This window comes from Natronomonas sp. CBA1123 (assembly GCF_009741925.1).
In the GTDB taxonomy this organism is placed as follows: Archaea; Halobacteriota; Halobacteria; order Halobacteriales; family Haloarculaceae; genus Natronomonas.
Genome location: NZ_WPCC01000008.1, coordinates 1 through 16,157, shown reverse-complemented (window position 1 = coordinate 16,157; position 16,157 = coordinate 1). Strand labels below are relative to the sequence as shown.

The following is a 16,157-nucleotide window of genomic DNA, read 5'->3' as shown; positions in this document are numbered from 1 at the left end:
CTCGCCACGCTCCGCCTCGAGAGTTCCTTTCCCCCTGTCAGTCACTCTCGCCGTGCTCGCGTGTCGTCGCTTCGCTCCTCCCGCTCGCCTTTCCGGAGGACTCGTTCGCGTTGCTCACTCGTCCTCCCCTCTCGCCCGCTCGAACATCGAAAGCGCCTGCTCGCGGCGCTCGCTGTGGTCGACGATTGGCTCGGGATAGTCGGGGGCGGCGTTGGCCCGCTGTGTCGGCGAGCACTCGTGCCACGAGTGGACGATTTCGGAGTCGGTGTCACGCAGTTCGGGCACGTACTCGCGGATGTACTCGGCGTCGGGGTCGTAGCGTTCGCCCTGCGTCATCGGGTTGAAGATACGAAAGTACGGTTGGGCGTCGGTTCCCGTCGAGGCGGCCCACTGCCAGCCGCCGTTGTCGTTTGCGGTGTCGTGGTCGACCAACTGCTCGCGGAAGTGGTCGTAGCCGTGGCGCCAATCACAGAGGAGGTCCTTCGTCAGGAAGGACGCCACTATCATCCGTACGCGGTTGTGCATGTACGCCTCCTCTTGCAGTTGGCGCATCCCCGCATCGACTATGGGATATCCCGTCTCACCGCGTTTCCACGCCTCGAGGAGGTCCTCGTCATCGTCCCACTCGATGGCGTTCTCGTAGGACTTGTAGTTCTCTCTCACCACCTCGGGATTGAAGTAGAGGACGTGGGTGTAGAACTCCCGCCAGGCCAACTGCGAACGGAACTCGGTGACTGACTCGCGCTTTTCGCCGGCAACGGAATCCCGGACCGCCCGAACCCGTTCGTCGACCTCCCGGATGCCGATAGTGCCGAACTTCAGATGCGGCGAGAGCCGCGAGGTACAGCCCTCAGCCGGGTAATCGCGGCGCTCGTCGTAGCGGAACACGTCGTCCGTGAGGAACTCCTCCAGCAGTTCACGGGCCGCTTCGGTACTCGCGGGCGGAACGTCGGCGCTCGGTTCCTCGAAGCCCAACTCGGCGAGCGTCGGAATCGGCTCGTCGTCGGTTGCCTCGGCGAACGCCGGCACCGCTCGGGAGTCGTCCTTCTCGCGGTCGCGCCACTTCTTCCAGAAGTACGTGTACACCGAGTAGGGGTCGCCAGCGTTGGTCGTGATGGAACCGGGTTCGTGACAGATGGCGTCGTGAAACTTCTGGGGCGTCACGCCGTCTGCCTTCAGTTCCTCGGAGACGTGGTCGTCGCGGCGCTGTGCCAGCCCGGAGTAATCGCGGTTCCAGGAGACCACGTCGAGTCGTGGTCGGCGGCCAACGCCGGCAGCACCGCCGACGGGTCGCCGTGGCGGACGAACAGCTCCGAGCCGTTCTCGCGGTAGGCCTCGCGCAACGACTCGAGGGCGTCGAGCATGAACGCCACCCGCGGTGGGGCGGCGTGGGCCAGCACCTCGTCGTCGAAGACGAAGACGCCGGCCGCCGGTTCCGAAGGGTCGGCGAGCCCGCGGTTGTCGACGACCCGGAGGTCCCGCCGGTGCCAGTGCAGTCGCATCGTCGAGAAGTCGAACGGTCGAGGTGTAAAGGTCGGGGTCCCGGCGGTTTGCGGGAGTTCGAGGCAGGCCTACTTGTGGGCGTCCAGCAGGTCGTAGCTGCGCTCCCACTCGTAGTCGGCGTCGTGGTAGCGTTCCGCCAGTGGCTCTTCGGGCATCTCGCCGACCGAGCGCTTCTCCGAGCCGTAGGAGTGGCGGTTCTCGTCGTGGTAGAACCGACCAGTCAGCACTTTCCCCTCGTACAGCGCCGACTCGGTCTCGTACATCATCTCGGCGGCTTCCTTGCGGTCCGAGATGTCGAAGTCGTAGTCGTCGTTCTGCTGGACGTCGACGTATGGAACGTACTGTTTGGCGTCCTTGTTCCACGTCGGACATTGGGTGAGGAAGTCGACGTGTGCGAAGCCGTCGTGTTCGATGGCCTCGGTGAGGATTTCCTGTGCCTGGTTCGGGTTGACGGCGGCGGTCCGGGCGACGTATGAGGCCCCCGAGGTGAGCGCCAGCGACAGCGGGCGAATCGGGTCCTTCGCCGACCCGTGGGGTTGGGTCTTCGATTTGTGACCCTTCGGGCTGGTGGGCGAGGTCTGGCCCTTCGTCAGCCCGAAAATCTCGTTGTTGAACACGATGTAGGTCATATCGTGGTTCTCCCGGGCGGTGTGCATGAAGTGGTTGCCGCCGATGCCGTAGCCGTCGCCGTCGCCACCCGCGGCGACGACTTCGAGGTCGGGATTGGCGAGTTTGGCCGCCCGTGCGATGGGTAGCGACCGCCCGTGGATGGTGTGGAAGCCGTAACTCTCGAAGTAGCTACTCAGTTTGCCCGAACAACCGATGCCCGTCGCGAGCAGTATCTCGTCGGGGCTCTTGCCGAGGTCGGACATGGCGCCTTTCAGCGACTTCAGGACGGCAAAGTCACCACAACCGGGACACCACGTCGCCTGCGGCTCGATGCCGGGCGTGAACTCCTCGCGCTCTACCTCTCGGTTCTCTCCGATTGCGTTGAAGGCACTCATGGTCAATCACCTGCCGCGGGGACGAACTCCGTCGTCGGCGCGGGTTCGTCGCCCTCGATAATCGCTTCGAACCCTTCGACGACCTCGTGTGGCTCGAAGGGGTCACCGTTGTACTTCAGCAGACTGTTCAGTTTCGGCCCGAACCGCCCCAACTCCTTCTGTATCAGCCCGCGGAACTGCGCGGAGCCGTTCATCTCGACGACCATCGCCTGCTCGACCGACTCGAGGAACTCGGTCATCTCGGCGTCCGGGAACGGCATCATGTCCGAGACGCCCATCGCGCGCACGTCGTGACCGGCGTCGGTCAGCCGGTCGAGGGCTTCGAGGACGGTCCCCTGCTGGCTGCCGAAGGTGACGATGCCGTAGTCGGCGTCGTCGGGGCCGTGATACGTCTGATGGCTCGATTCCTCGGCGTCGAGTTCCTCGCGGATGGATTCGAGTTTCCGTCTCCGTCGACTGAGTTGTGCGACCCGGTTGTTCGGGTCTTCGCTGATGTGTCCCTCGGGAGTGTGTTCGTTACCGGTCGCGAGGAATCGGCCGTCCTTCTGGCCCGGTATCGACCGGGGCGAGACGCCCTTGTCGTTGTCGGGGTCGTGTTGGAACCGCTGGAACTTCCCGGATGCGTGGTGGGCGGCTTCGGCGATTTCCTCTTCGGTGAGCGTCGCCCCGAGGTCGGGGTTCGGTTCCCGGTCGAAGAAGGACTCGTCGACGTTCCGGAGTTCCCCGGAGAGTTTCTGGTCGTAGAGGACGATAGCCGGCAGTTGGTAGTCGTAGGCGATTCGGAAGGCTGCACGGGTCTGGTCGTAGGCTTCGGCGACGTTGCCGGGCGCGAAGACGACCCGACAGGAGTCGCCCTGACTCGTGTAGAGGACGTGTTCGAGGTCGGCCTGTTCGGGTTTCGTCGGCATCCCCGTCGAGGGGCCGGCCCGCATCGCCTCGACCAACACGACGGGCGTTTCGGTCATCTCGGCGAGGCCGAGCGGTTCCGACATCAGGGCGAAGCCGCCGCCCGAGGAGCCGGACATGGCCTTCACGCCGGCGTGGGAGGCGCCGAGCGCCAGCGCCGCGGCGGCGATTTCGTCTTCGACCTGCTCGGAGATGCCGCCGATTTCGGGGAGGTGTTGGGTCATCAGTGTGAACACCTCCGTCCACGGCGTCATCGGGTAGCCGGCGATGAACCGACAGCCCTCGTCGATTGCGCCGTAGGCGATGGCGTTGGACCCGGAGAGCAACACCTGCTCTTCGTCGTGGCTCCCCGTTGGCATCCGGAGGTCGTGGGAGAACTCCATCTCCTCGACTTCGTCGTACACCATCTGAAGGATGTCGAGGTTCGCCTCGAGTACGTCGCCACTCATCCGGTCTTCCATGAGCCCCTGGATGTGCTCCATGTCGTACTCGAGGAGCGCCGCCGTCGCACCGACGCCGGCGGTGTTCCGCATCACTTCCCGACCGTGTTCCCGTGCGATGGCCCGGAGGTCCATCGGGTAGACGTGCCAGCCGTTCTCCTCGACGCGTTGCTCGAAGTCGGGTACGTCGTCGATGTCGACGAGCCCTTCGTCGTAGACGATGACGCCGCCTTCCCGCAGTTCATCGAGGTTTTCGGCGAGCGGTTTCACCTCCTCGTTGCCGTAGTAGGCGTCTTCCTGTGGGTTGCGGGCGAAGGAGTCTCCCAGCGCCAACAGGAAGTTGTAGCCGTCCCCGCGGGAGCGTACCGGTTCGGGACCGGCACGGATTTCGACGTACGTGTGGCCGCCGCGGATGCGCGACGGGTAGTGTCGATGGGTGAATACGTCCAGTCCCGACCGCATCAGCGCCTTCGCGAAGTTCTGGCTCGTCGAGTCGATTCCGTCGCCGGAACCTCCCGCGATTCGCCAGACGAGTTCCTGTGTCATATCTATCACTGCGCCCACGTCGGGCGCCTTACCGTGGGTTGGTCGGCCGCGGACTAAAGCGTTTGCTACGTATTAGCATGGATTAATAATGATAAAGGTGTTTAAACACCGCCGGAGTGGTTGGGTTTTGGTCGGGACGTGACACTCGAGGTGGCCGAGCGTGACCGTCCGTGACGACGCGACCACAGGCTTATTACTGGGAATTGCGTGGTAAACCTAGAGCGAATGTCTCTCAGCGAGCTTATTACGGGGGTCGAGGACCACGAGAAGCGGCTCACGGTGTACAACGCACCCGACAGCGCCGCTTCCTCGCTCCGGGAGCAGTTCCGAGACCGGAACCTCTCGGTGTCAGCCGAGCGGACGCCCAGCGGCAAGCCGACCTCGTTCGTCGTCCTCTCCGAGGACGACACGTTCGTCACGGCCGCGAACCTCGGAGAGGTTCTGGACCCGGACGACAGCGAAACCGACCCGGGGTTCGACGGCGAGGCGTACCGCCCCATCCTCGACCATCTCGACGAGACGATGTTCACGTCCTACGACATCGAGCAGATGGTCGCTGCCTCCCGGGAAATCGAGGACCGCGCGTGGCGCGTCGGGAAGGGGACGCTCCACTCGGGGTTCCAACAGCTCTCCATCCTCGAAGACCAGATGGACATCTACGAGCAACTCGCCGAGAAAGGGAGTCTCAACGTCCACGCCTACGGTGCCCCGGACACCGACGTGCCGGAACACGACACCGACCTCACGATTCACGTCGAACGCGCCGACGAAATCGAGCAGTCCTGGTTCGTCGTCTACGACGGCGCCGGCGTCGACGTCAACAAGTGTGCGCTGCTCGCCGAGGAGCGGGAACCGCGTGCGTTCTACGGCTTCTGGACCTACGACCCCGACACGGTCGATTGGATTATCGACCACCTCGAATCGACGTACGGCCTCGTCGAGCAGTAGATGAACCCCCAGCGGACTCGGTGAGACGAACCAACAGACCGTTCCCGAGACGGCAGCCAGTAGATAGCCATGCCCCACGAACCAGTCGAAATATTCCCGTCGGACCCCGAAGACACCCGCCAGTCGATAATGAAGGCGACGTACGGAATCCTCTGTGAACGGGGCTACGACGGCCTCTCCATGCAACGGGTCGCCGACCGGGTCGGCATCGAGAAGGCGTCGCTGTACTACCACTACGACGGGAAAGACGACCTGCTGAAGGCGTTTCTCGACTTCCTGACGGAACGGCTGGTCGACGTGTTCCCCTTGGGCGAACACGGCGACGCCGAGCAGGACCTCCGGACCGCCCTCGATTCGTTTTTCCTGAACGTCTCCGATGCTGCCGGCGACGAGGAGGCCACGTTCATGACGCCCGACTTCGCCCGAGCGTACGTCGAACTTCGAGCCCAGGCGGCACACGACGAGGAGTACCGACGCCACTTCACCGAGAGCGAACGCCGCATCGAAACCCAACTGGCCGGCCTGGTAGACCGCGGTATCGAGGAGGGTGTCTTCCGACCGGTCGACAGCCACGGAGTCGCCGAGTATCTTCTGTACAACATCGAGGGCGTCATCTTCCGTGCAGCGACCAGCGACGAAGGAGCACTCGAAGCAGCCCGCACGGAACTGGACGCGTACATCGACGGTCGTCTCGTAACCGACGACGAGGCCGAACCGACCGCATAGTCGGCGGAGCGCGTCTCCGGAACGGTCCGAGGTACCGAACCGGACCCGCGGTGGTGACAGTCGACCGGAACCAGAACCCATATTTACCTACCGAACGGTAGGTAGTTTATGAGTGGAATCCGTCGCGGAGCGGACGATAACCGAAGTCGGCAAGCGCCGGAGGCCGACGATTCGGCGGACGAGCGGTCCAATCGGAGACGGAAGGCGTCTTTATCTGACAGGGGCCGTTCTGCCGATGGACGGGTAACTAAGTGGACGGCGGGGCTTTATGAGCGTATGTCCTCACCGGAAGCGTCTCGCATTGCTGCCGTCGCCCTCTCGATTGCCCTTTTCACCTCGGTTTTCGCACCGATTTTCGCCGCCCCTGCGGCCGCAAACGTCACCGGCGAACCCAACATTTCTCTCACAGCAGGAGACAATCGCCTCTCCGCTGGAGAGACGACGCAACTCCAAGTGAGCGTCATCAACCGTGGAGAAGTCACCCACGGTAGTTCACAGGGGAATGTCGATGCCGAACGTCGCGTTACGACCGCCCGCGGCGTGACTGTCAACCCGGAGAGTGAAGGGCCGATTACCGTCCGAAGCGCCGAAACGGCAGTCGGTAATCTCCCCGACGGCAACGCCATCCCAGTCGGCATCCAGTTATCCGTCGACGAGAATGCCGACCCCGGCACCTATCGGATTCCGATAGAGGTCAGCTACGAGTACACGCCATTCATCGGCGAGCGGGGACAGAACTCACAGCGCGACGAAACCGAAATCGTCCAACGCTCCGTCAAGGTCGTCGTCGACGAAGAAGCCGATTTCGAGGTCCGCGATATCAGCGCCCCCGCCCCGGGCGACACCGGGGCCGTCGAACTCGAACTGACGAACGCCGGCGAGGCAGCGGCCAACGACGCGGTCGTCAGCCTCGAATCGCTCACCGGCGACCTCCAGTTGGGCGCCACGGGGTCGAGTGAGGCCTACGTCGACCGCTGGGAACCCGGCGAGAACCGAACCGTCACGCTGTCAGGGAGCGTCACCGACGGCGCCGGCATCCGGGCGTTACCGGCATCGCTGTCGGTCGAGTACACCGACGACAACGACGTGCCGTTCACGAGTCGTTCGACGGTCGGTGTCACCCCCGACACCGGCGGCGTCCTCGCCGTCGCCGAAGTCGATTCGACGGCCGGTCCCGGCGAGCAAGGCGAAATCGGCATCACGCTCGAACACACCGGTGAGGAGTCACTCGAGGACGTAACCGTCGACCTCACTTCCCGGGAGGCCGGGCTCACGTTCGGCGCCGCGAGCAACTCGGCCAGCGCCTACATCGGTAGCATCGAACCGGGCGAACAGCGCACTGTGACCGTCGGCGGGCAGTTCGCCGAGAACGCACGCACCCGGGGGTACGCCGTCGATATGGCCATCGGCTACGACACCGACGAGACGACCGGTGCGACCCAGCGTAACACCGTCGGTGTCGTCCCCGACGACGACCAGACGTTCACCTTCGAGAACGTCGACTCCTCGCTCCGGGTCTCACAGGACGGGACGCTCCGCGGGACGTTCACCAACGTGGGTCCCAACGCGGTCGAAAACGTCGTCGTGACGCTGGACCCGCCGAACCAGAACGTCGAAGTGCTCGAACCCCAGGTCGCGTTGGGCGACCTCGATTCGGGCGAATCCGTCGACGTTTCCTTCGACGTGGAGGTCGCGAGCGCGGCCCGCGCGGGACCGCGGCAGTTCTCGCTGCGGACGAACTACGAGACCCTCGACGACGACGAACGGCAGGCCGACCCGATTCAGTTCCGCCAGTCGGTCGAGCCGCGCCGCGACGTCTTCGGCGTCGAGGCCCGGAACACGAACGTCTCGGCGGGCGAAGAGAGCCGTATCGTCCTCGCAGTGACGAACCAGCGAAACGAAACCGTCACCGACGTGTCGGCGAAACTGTTCGCCTCCTCGCCGCTGTCGACGAGCGACGACGAGGCGTACATCGCCGAACTCGAACCCGGCGAGACGGTCGAGGTGCCGTTCCGCGTGTCGGCGTCCGGGTCGGCGATGCAGAAGGATTACCCGGTCTCCGTCGACTTCCAGTACGTCGATGCCGCCGGTGAGACGCGGCTCTCGGAGAGCTATCGCGTACCGGTCTCGGTCCAGGAGTCGGGCGGCGGGCTGTTCGGGTCGGTCGCACCCGCGAGCGCAGTCGGGTTCGCCCCGCTGTTGCTCGTCCCGCTTGCACCGCTGGCACTGCGGCTCCGTCGGCGGCGATAGATGGCGGTCGACTACCAGCCGTACATCGACCGGCTCGACCACTACATCACCGAACGGCCGGGGACGGTCATCCTCGCGTTCCTGCTGGTCACGGGGCTGTTCGTGGTCGGTCTCGGTGGCGTCTCGACGAGCGCTGGCACCCAGCAGTTCGCCGAAAGCACGCCGGCACAGGAAGCGCTCGACGAGGTCAACCAGAAGTTCTCGCCGGCGTTCGGCGCCGACAGCGGCAGCACCCAACTGATACAGGACAGCGAGAACGTCCTCTCGCGGGACGCGATGCTCCGGATGTTGGAGGTCCAAGAGCAGATGGCCGACCGGCCGGGGTTGCGCGTCTCGAGTACGTCTTCGGCCGCCAGCATCGTCGCCCAGCAACTCGACCCCCAAGCGACGACCCCCGAACAACAACAGCAGGCCCTCGAGGCGGCAACCGCCACCGAGATACAGCAGGCGATACGGCAGGCAGACGAGACGAACCCCCGTTTCTCCGGGCTGTTGTCGAACGACTACAATCGCCAGTCGGCATCGGCGTCGGCGACTATCGGCGTCGTAAGCCACGACATCCCGTCGGGGCTCTCCAGCAGCGCGGGACAGGGTGGCTCCAGTCCGTTGACGCCCATCCAACAGGAGGCGCGAACTATCGCGAACTCGGTCGGCAGCGACATCACCGTCTTCGGTACCGGTATCACCGCTGCGGAGTTCGGCGCCGTCATCGGCGACACCCTCGCGCTCGTCATCCCGGCGGCGGTGTTGCTCATCACGCTGTTCCTGTTCGTCGCCTACCGCGACCTCGCCGACCTGCTGTTGGGCGTGGTCTCGCTGCTCATCGCCCTGATTTGGACGTTCGGGTTCATGGGGCTGGTCGGCATTCCGTTCAGCCAGATACTGATTTCGGTGCCACCGCTGCTGTTGGCGGTCGGTATCGACTTCGGCATCCACGCGGTGAACCGCTATCGGGAAGAGCAGGTCAAGGGGTTCGGCATCGTCGAGTCGATGTCGACGACGACCGACCAGGTGTTGGTCGCCTTCTTCATCGTGACGGGGACGACCGTCATCGGCTTCCTCGCGAACCTCACGAGCGACCTCCCACCGATACGGGAGTTCGGCATCGTCGCCGCCGTCGGCATCGTGTTCACCTTCCTGGTGTTCGGGATATTCCTGCCGGCGGCGAAGGTAAAACTCGACCACGCTCGAGAGCGGTACCCGATTCCGACGTTCGCCACCACGCCCCTCGGTTCGGAGGGCTCGATACTCGGCGGCTTCCAGACCATCGGCGTCAAAATCGCCCGAATCGCACCGATTGCCTTCTTCGTCGCGCTGTTGCTCGTCAGCGGTGTGGCCGCCGGCTACGCGACCGGCATCGACACTACCTTCGAGGACGAGGACTTCCTCCCGCCGGAGGATTCGCCGGGGTACTACGACTACGTGCCCGAACCCCTCGCTCCCGGAGAGTACACGGTGACTGCGACGATTAACTTCCTGGAGGAGAACTTCGAATCCGGGCAGACCGACACGGTGACGGTGTACGTCGAGGGGCCGATGGAACAGCCAGCGGCGTTGGAATCGATGCGTCGTGCCGGCGAGGACCCACCCGATGCCTTCGTCCGGGACGGCCGGTACGCCTCCGAGACGAGCATCATCACCGTCATCGATAGCCACGCCGAGCGCGACCCCGAGTTCCGGCGCCTCGTCGACCGCAACGACATCGACGACGACGGGATTCCCGACCGAAACCTCGGCGACGTGTACGACTACCTGTACGACTCCCCGGCGAGCGGACAGGCCGCCCAGTACATGACCGAAGACCGCCGAAGTGCCCGAATCGTCTACTCGGTGGAATCCGATGCTACCCAACAGGAGATTACGGACGACGCCCGAGCCATCGCGGACCGCCAGCGTTTCGATGCGACGGCGACCGGCAACACCGTCGTCTTCCAGGCCGTCTCCGACATCATCCTCCAGTCGGCAGTCGTGAGCCTCGCCGTCGCATTGGGTGGAACCGCCGTCTTCCTCGTGTTCATCTACTGGCTGTTACTCGGGCGGGCCTCGCTGGGGTTGGCGAACATCGCCCCCATCGTCGTGACCGTCGCGATGGTCGCCGGGTCGATGCGGCTCTTCGGGCTGTCGTTCAACGCCTTCACCGCGACCATCCTCGCGATTACCATCGGCCTCGGCATCGACTACTCGGTCCACATCGTCCACCGTTTCGCCGACGAGTACGAGGAACGCGACCGCGGCGTCTACGAGGCACTCGAGAAGACCGTCCGCGGCACCGGTGGGGCGCTGACCGGAAGCATGCTCACGACGGTGTTCGGCATCGGCGTGCTGGTGTTGTCCATCTTCCCCGCCATCGGCCAGTTCGGCATCCTCACCGGGATGTCGGTGTTCTACTCGTATCTCGCCTCGCTGTTCGTGTTGCCGTCGGTGCTCGTCATCTGGGCGCGGGTATTCGACGACGCCTCGCTGTGAAGAAACGACGGCACTTCGACGTGCGGAAAACACTTTGCGTGGCGTCTTCGTAGAAGAGAACACGTGGCATCTATCTCCGAGTGGCTCGCCGGCGAAGCCAACAGCTACATTCTGTATGCGCCACCCATGGGCGGCGTGACGGCGTTCAGCAACGCCGTCGGCGCCGACCGGGCCGGCGAGACACTGCTCGTCTCGGCGACACACGGCGACGACGCGACGCCGACCGAGGCGACGGCGTCGCTGTCGTCGGTGCTCTCCTGTACGCCGACCAGCGACGAGGTGAGCACGCCGGGTGACCTGACGGGGATTTCGATGCCCGTCTCGGAGTTCCTGAAGCGCTCGTCGTCCCCGGCCGTCTTCATCGATTCGGTGACGACGCTGTTGTACTACGCCGAGGACGCCTCAGTATTCCGGTTTCTCAGCGTGCTGACGGCCCACATCCGACGCAACGACGGCCTCGGCGTGTTCGCGATGACGCCCGACGCCCACCACGAACAGACCGTCCGAACGTTCGAACAGTTGTTCGACGGCCGCATCGAACTCGATGCCGACGGCGAGCGCGCCCGAGTCGACGCACCGGACGCCCCCGAGGGCTGGCAGCCGCGCTAGAGCCCGTCGCGAATCCGCTCGAACTGGTCGGGGTCGTGACCGTAGATGACGCGGGCGTCGTAGCGGCGTTCGAGGTCCTTCAGGAACTCGCGGCTCTCCTCGTAGGCGCGGGAATCGTACAGCAGACTGGCACCCATCGACCGACCCTCCTCGTAGTTGGGCGCGAGGAACGCCTCGTCACCGGCGACGAGGACGTTCTCCCGGCTTTCGCGTTCGAACAGCGCGCCGAGCAGTCCGGGGGTGTGTCCCGGCAGGTGCAGTAACTCGACACCATCGAAGAGTTGGTATCGGGGCTGGTCGACGACTTGCCAGTTCAACTCGTGGTCGAAATCGGAGGCGAGGTAGGCGTTGCCGCCAGCCGTCGATTTTGCGGAGAGGTAAGCGTGTTCGAGCTCCCGGCGGTGGACGTAGATTGGCACGTCCGTTCCATCGAAGTGATACAGGCCGCCGGCGTGGTCGAGATGCAGGTGTGACTGAATCACACAGTCGATGTCCTCGACGGAGTACCCGACATCCGAGAGGGCAGTTTCGAGGTCGCGGTCGGCGGCGTCGGGGTGGGCGAAGGCCTCATACAGCGGGGCGGGCCAGTAGCCGTCGGCCGCCTCGGGGTGGGAACCGGTGTCCCACAGAATCGTCGCCTCGGGGTGGTCGACGACGAGGTTCCAGACGGCGAACTCGGTGTACTGGAGGTCGGGATTTTGGTCGCTGTGTACTGCGGCGACTTCGCCGTCCAGCGCGAAGTTCAAATCGGCGTGGATGCGGCCACGGTCGAGGACGTGAATGTCCATACGCCCATTAAGGGCGCCGCATCAAAGAGCCTTGCCGCGAGACTCTTACCACTGGGCCTGTCCGTAGATGAGATTTGCGCTGAATCTCGTTTGCGCCCTCGTAGATGACGGGAATCCGAACGTCGCGGTACACTCGGGAGATGCGGTTCTCGACCAACACCGAGCGGCCGCCGTGGAGCTGCATCCCGCGTTCGGCACACATGTTCGCCGTCTCGGTGGATTTGACCTTCGCCTGTGCGGCCCACAGGCCGGCGTTGTCCTTCTCGGCAACGCGGTCGGCGGCCTGCCAGTTGAGCGTCCGGGCAGCGTTGAACTCCGTCAGCATGTCCGCGAGGATGTGTTGGACCTTCTGGAACTCGCTGACGTTGCGGTCGAAGGCTTTCCGGCCGTGGACGAAGTCGGCGGTCTCTTCGATGGCCGCCGCGGCCAAGCCGAGGCCGTGGCCCCCGACGACGACGCGGCCGTAGTTGAAGAACTCCGCGAGCATGTAGAAGCCCGTGCCCTCGGCGCCGATGACGTTCTCCTCGGGGATACGTGCGTCGTTGAATTCGATGTGGGCCTGTTTGGAGGCACGGAACCCCATCTTCTCGGGAATGTGTTCGGCGTCGTAGCCGTCGGTGTCGGTGGGGACGATGAACAGCGAGAAGTTGCTGTAGGGGTCGTCGGGGTCATCGCCGGTCCTGGCGTACACCGTTACCCAGTCAGCTTCGACGCCGTTGCCGACCCAGTACTTCTCGCCGTTCAGCACCCACTCGTCGCCGTCCTTCTCGGCGGTGGTCTCCATACCGGCGAGGTCGGAGCCGGTTTCGGGTTCCGACACCGCAAGCCCCGAAATCCAGTCGTTCTCGGCGACGGGCCGAAGGTACTGTTCCTTTTGTTCTTCGGTGCCGTACTCCTCGGTGATTTTCGTCCCGAAACTCGCCAACTGCAGCGTCAGGGCGATACCGGCGTCAGCGCGGTAGAACTCCTCGGCGATGGCGAGAATCTCGTGGACGTCGAAGCCCCGGCCGCCGTACTCCTCGCCGATGTCCTGTGCGACGAGGCCGGCGTCCATCCCGGCCTCGAGTACCTCCCAGGGGTACTCACCCGTCTCGTAGTAGTCGGCCGCGTTCGGCTCGATGTACTCGGCGGCGAACTCCCGGGCCTCCTGTTTGACCGCTCGGGCGTGCTCCGGAACGACCGCTTCGTCTAACAGTTCCATTCTACCTACATAGTACGGTTTCCAGCGTTAAATATAGAGCGCCGGCTATTGCCTGTCGGAAAGAAGGATGAGGAAAGAGTTTCCGCAATTAGTCGTCGTCCGGGGCGGCTTCCTCGGGGACGCTCCCCTCGACAATCGACCCATCGGTGTACTCCTCGCGGATGTCCTTCTTCGAGAACTTGCCCGTGGCGGTTTTCGGCACCTCGTCGATGTACTCGATGGCGTCCGGGAGCCACCACTTGGGATAGTCCTCACGCAGGAGGTCCATAATTTCCTCGTCGAGGGTGTCCGTGTCGGCATCCTCGCCGGCGACGACGAAGGCGACCGGTCGCTCCTGCCACTTCTCGTGGGGGACGCCGACGACGGCGGCTTCGGCCACGTCGTCGTGGGCCATGATGGCGTTCTCCAACTCGACGGAGGAAATCCACTCCCCGCCGGATTTGATGACGTCTTTCGCGCGGTCGACGATTTGGATGTAGCCCTCCTCGTCGACGGTGACCACGTCACCGGTCTTCAGCCAGCCGTCCTCGAAGTCCTCCTCGTTGGCCTCCGGCCGCATGAAGTACTCCTTGGTGACCCACGGACCGCGGACCCACAGTTCGCCGAACTCCTCGCCGTCCCAGGCGATTTCCTCGTCGTTCTCGTCGATGACCTTGAACTCGATGCCGGGGACCGTCAGCCCCTGTTTCTTGCGGTGTTTCAGTTGGGTTTCGTAGTCGGCGTCCTGCAGGCCGCCCTTCAGCTGGGAGACCGACCCCAGCGGCGACATCTCGGTCATCCCCCACGCGTGGAGCAGTTCCACGTCGCGGTCGTCGAACCACCGAATCATCGACTCCGGTGCCGCGGAGCCGCCGACGATGACCGTATCCAGCGTCGAGAGGTCCACGTCGTTGTCCTCGGCGTAGTCCATCAGGCCGAGCCAGACAGTAGGAACGCCCGCCGAAATCGTGACGCCCTCCTCCTCAATGAGGTGGACGATGTCCTCGGGGTCCGGCGACGGGCCGGGATAGACGTGCTTCGCGCCGGCCGCCGTCGCCGTAAACGGCATCCCCCACGCGTTGACGTGGAACATCGGCACGACGGGCATCACCACGTCCTCGTCGGCCATCGGGATGCCCTGCGGCGTCAGCGTCGCCATCGTGTGGCTCCACAACATCTTGTGGGTGTACTCGACGCCCTTCGGGTTGCCCGTCGTCCCCGAGGTGTAACACATGCCGGCGGGCTGGTCCTCGTCGAGGATTGGCCAGTCGTACTCCGTGGAGTGACCCTCGACGAACTCCTCGTAGGGAGTCGCATCGAGCGTCTCCGTCTCGGTCGAGGACATCACGACGAAGTCGACGCCCTCGAACTCGGGGGCGTCGGCGGCCGCTTGCGCCAGTTTCGGCGCCAGCGAGTCGTCGACGAAGATGAGCTGGTCGTCGGCGTTGTCGACGATGTACTGGATGTGCTCGTCGGGCAACAGCGGATTGATGGTGTGTAGTTGGGCGCCGATGGTCGGCACCGCGAAGTACGTCTCGAAGTGCCGGTGGTGGTTCCAACAGAACGTCGCTACGCGGTCGCCCTCCTCGATGCCGTGAGCCTCGAGGGCGTTGGCGAGTTGCGCCGTTCGGTCGTCGTATTCGCTGTACGTGTACCGCTCGATGCCTTCGTGTGTCCGTGAGACGATTTCCTTGTCCGGATACAGGTTCGCCGCACGCCACAGGAAGGGTCGAAGCGTCTGGTCAGTGCCTCCTGGCATAGCCGTCAGTACGAACGACCGTGACTTGGTTCTTGCCACGTGGAATCATAGCAATACCGGCAAAAACAGACGAGAGGTGTCGATTGAGGTTCACGCGACGCGGCGCGTCACAGCCAACCCCTCCCCGAGCGGCAGCAGCGTCGTCTCGAAGGCGTCGTCCGAACCGACGTGTTCGAGGTAGGCCGCGACCCCGGTCGCCATGTCGTTGTCCGACTCGCCCCCCTCGACGACGAGGCGGTGTATCTCCTCGAAGTCGAAGGGACCGGCGGTCATGTTGTCGGCGACGACGACGCCGCCGACCGGCACCTTCGAGCGGACGGCTTCGAAGGCCTCGACGTAGCGGTCCTTCTCGTTGTCGATGAGGACCAAATCGAAGGGGCCCCCGTAGTCGTCGACGATGTCGATGGCATCACCCAACTCGAAGCGGGCGATGTCCTCGAAGCCGCCCGCCGCGAGGTTCTCGCGTGCGTCGTCGAGTTCGTCAACGTCGATTTCGGTAAGGACGATTTCGCCGTCGTCGGGAAGCGCTCGCGCGAACCAGTAGGCGGAGTAACCGTACCCCGACCCGAACTCGAAGACACGCTCGGCGTCGACGAGGCCGGCGAGTTGCTGGAGCCAGCCGCCGACGGCGGGGCCGACGGTCGGAAAGCCAGTCTCCTCGGCGCGGTCGTCCATCGCTCGCAGTACGTCGTCCGGTTCTGGGCCGACAGTCGCGGCGAACGTCTCGACATCGTCGGAAACGGTCATACCCGCGTCGTCGTCCGGAGAGACGAAAAGCGTGCGGGCACCCCCCACGCGGCTGTGGCCCGCCTCGACGACGGTGTTTACAAAGCGGGCCGGCGTCTCACCGATATGTACCTCTTCACCGGTTACGAACCGTTCGGCGACCACGACACCAACCCGAGTGCAACCCTCGCGGGGACCTTCGACGGCCGCCGCGTCGCCGGCCACGAGGTCGTCGGCGAGGTGCTGCCCGTCGTCTTCGCCGACGCCGCAGCCGAGATGGCCGCATTGCTGGACGAACACAACCCC

Annotated in this window: 10 protein-coding genes and 3 pseudogenes; 6 read left to right on the top strand and 7 right to left on the bottom strand. The window is 64.5% G+C overall.

What is annotated here, in order from left to right; translation table 11 throughout:
- Positions 1-114: 114 nt before the first annotated feature.
- The 3 genes and pseudogenes from GJ631_RS05705 to GJ631_RS05695 form a co-directional block, all read right to left on the bottom strand.
- Positions 115-1,502, bottom strand: a pseudogene (locus GJ631_RS05705) (cryptochrome/photolyase family protein).
- Positions 1,503-1,571: 69 nt separating this feature from the next.
- Positions 1,572-2,507 (bottom strand): thiamine pyrophosphate-dependent enzyme, encoded by a 936-nt coding sequence (locus GJ631_RS05700; protein ID WP_156708225.1) that lies wholly within the window; start codon positions 2,505-2,507, stop codon positions 1,572-1,574.
- Positions 2,508-2,509: 2 nt separating this feature from the next.
- Positions 2,510-4,399, bottom strand: a complete 1,890-nt coding sequence (locus tag GJ631_RS05695; protein ID WP_156708224.1) for a 2-oxoacid:acceptor oxidoreductase subunit alpha — start codon at positions 4,397-4,399, stop codon at positions 2,510-2,512.
- A gap of 225 nt (positions 4,400-4,624) precedes the next feature.
- Between GJ631_RS05695 and GJ631_RS05690 the strand changes: the two genes are divergently transcribed.
- From GJ631_RS05690 to GJ631_RS05670, 5 genes are all read left to right on the top strand, one after another.
- Positions 4,625-5,347, top strand: coding sequence for a DICT sensory domain-containing protein (locus GJ631_RS05690; protein WP_156708223.1), 723 nt, complete (start codon positions 4,625-4,627; stop codon positions 5,345-5,347).
- A gap of 69 nt (positions 5,348-5,416) precedes the next feature.
- Positions 5,417-6,073: a TetR/AcrR family transcriptional regulator gene (locus GJ631_RS05685; RefSeq protein WP_156708222.1), complete on the top strand. Its 657-nt coding sequence runs from the start codon at positions 5,417-5,419 to the stop codon at positions 6,071-6,073.
- 276 nt (positions 6,074-6,349) lie between these two features.
- Positions 6,350-8,323, top strand: a complete 1,974-nt coding sequence (locus GJ631_RS05680; protein ID WP_197424854.1) for a COG1361 S-layer family protein — start codon at positions 6,350-6,352, stop codon at positions 8,321-8,323.
- Positions 8,324-10,789 carry an RND family transporter gene (locus tag GJ631_RS05675; RefSeq protein WP_156708220.1) on the top strand — a complete coding sequence of 822 codons (2,466 nt, stop codon included), beginning with the start codon at positions 8,324-8,326 and terminating at the stop codon, positions 10,787-10,789.
- Between the two features lie 63 nt (positions 10,790-10,852).
- Positions 10,853-11,398 (top strand): hypothetical protein, encoded by a 546-nt coding sequence (locus tag GJ631_RS05670; protein WP_156708219.1) that lies wholly within the window; start codon positions 10,853-10,855, stop codon positions 11,396-11,398.
- On the opposite strand, the gene GJ631_RS05665 is transcribed toward GJ631_RS05670, so the two are convergent.
- The 4 genes and pseudogenes from GJ631_RS05665 to GJ631_RS05650 form a co-directional block, all read right to left on the bottom strand.
- Positions 11,395-12,186, bottom strand: a complete 792-nt coding sequence (locus GJ631_RS05665) for an N-acyl homoserine lactonase family protein (protein ID WP_156708218.1) — start codon at positions 12,184-12,186, stop codon at positions 11,395-11,397. The genes GJ631_RS05670 and GJ631_RS05665 overlap by 4 nt on opposite strands.
- A 45-nt stretch (positions 12,187-12,231) precedes the next feature.
- Positions 12,232-13,387: pseudogene (locus GJ631_RS05660) on the bottom strand (acyl-CoA dehydrogenase family protein).
- A gap of 88 nt (positions 13,388-13,475) precedes the next feature.
- Positions 13,476-15,125 carry a long-chain fatty acid--CoA ligase gene (locus GJ631_RS05655; RefSeq protein WP_156708216.1) on the bottom strand — a complete coding sequence of 550 codons (1,650 nt, stop codon included), beginning with the start codon at positions 15,123-15,125 and terminating at the stop codon, positions 13,476-13,478.
- Between the two features lie 90 nt (positions 15,126-15,215).
- On the bottom strand, positions 15,216-15,872 hold the full coding sequence (locus tag GJ631_RS05650) for an O-methyltransferase (protein WP_156708215.1): 657 nt from the start codon (positions 15,870-15,872) through the stop codon (positions 15,216-15,218).
- Positions 15,873-15,977: 105 nt separating this feature from the next.
- Between GJ631_RS05650 and GJ631_RS05645 the strand changes: the two are divergent.
- A pseudogene (locus GJ631_RS05645) lies at positions 15,978-16,157 on the top strand (peptidase); the annotation flags it as partial.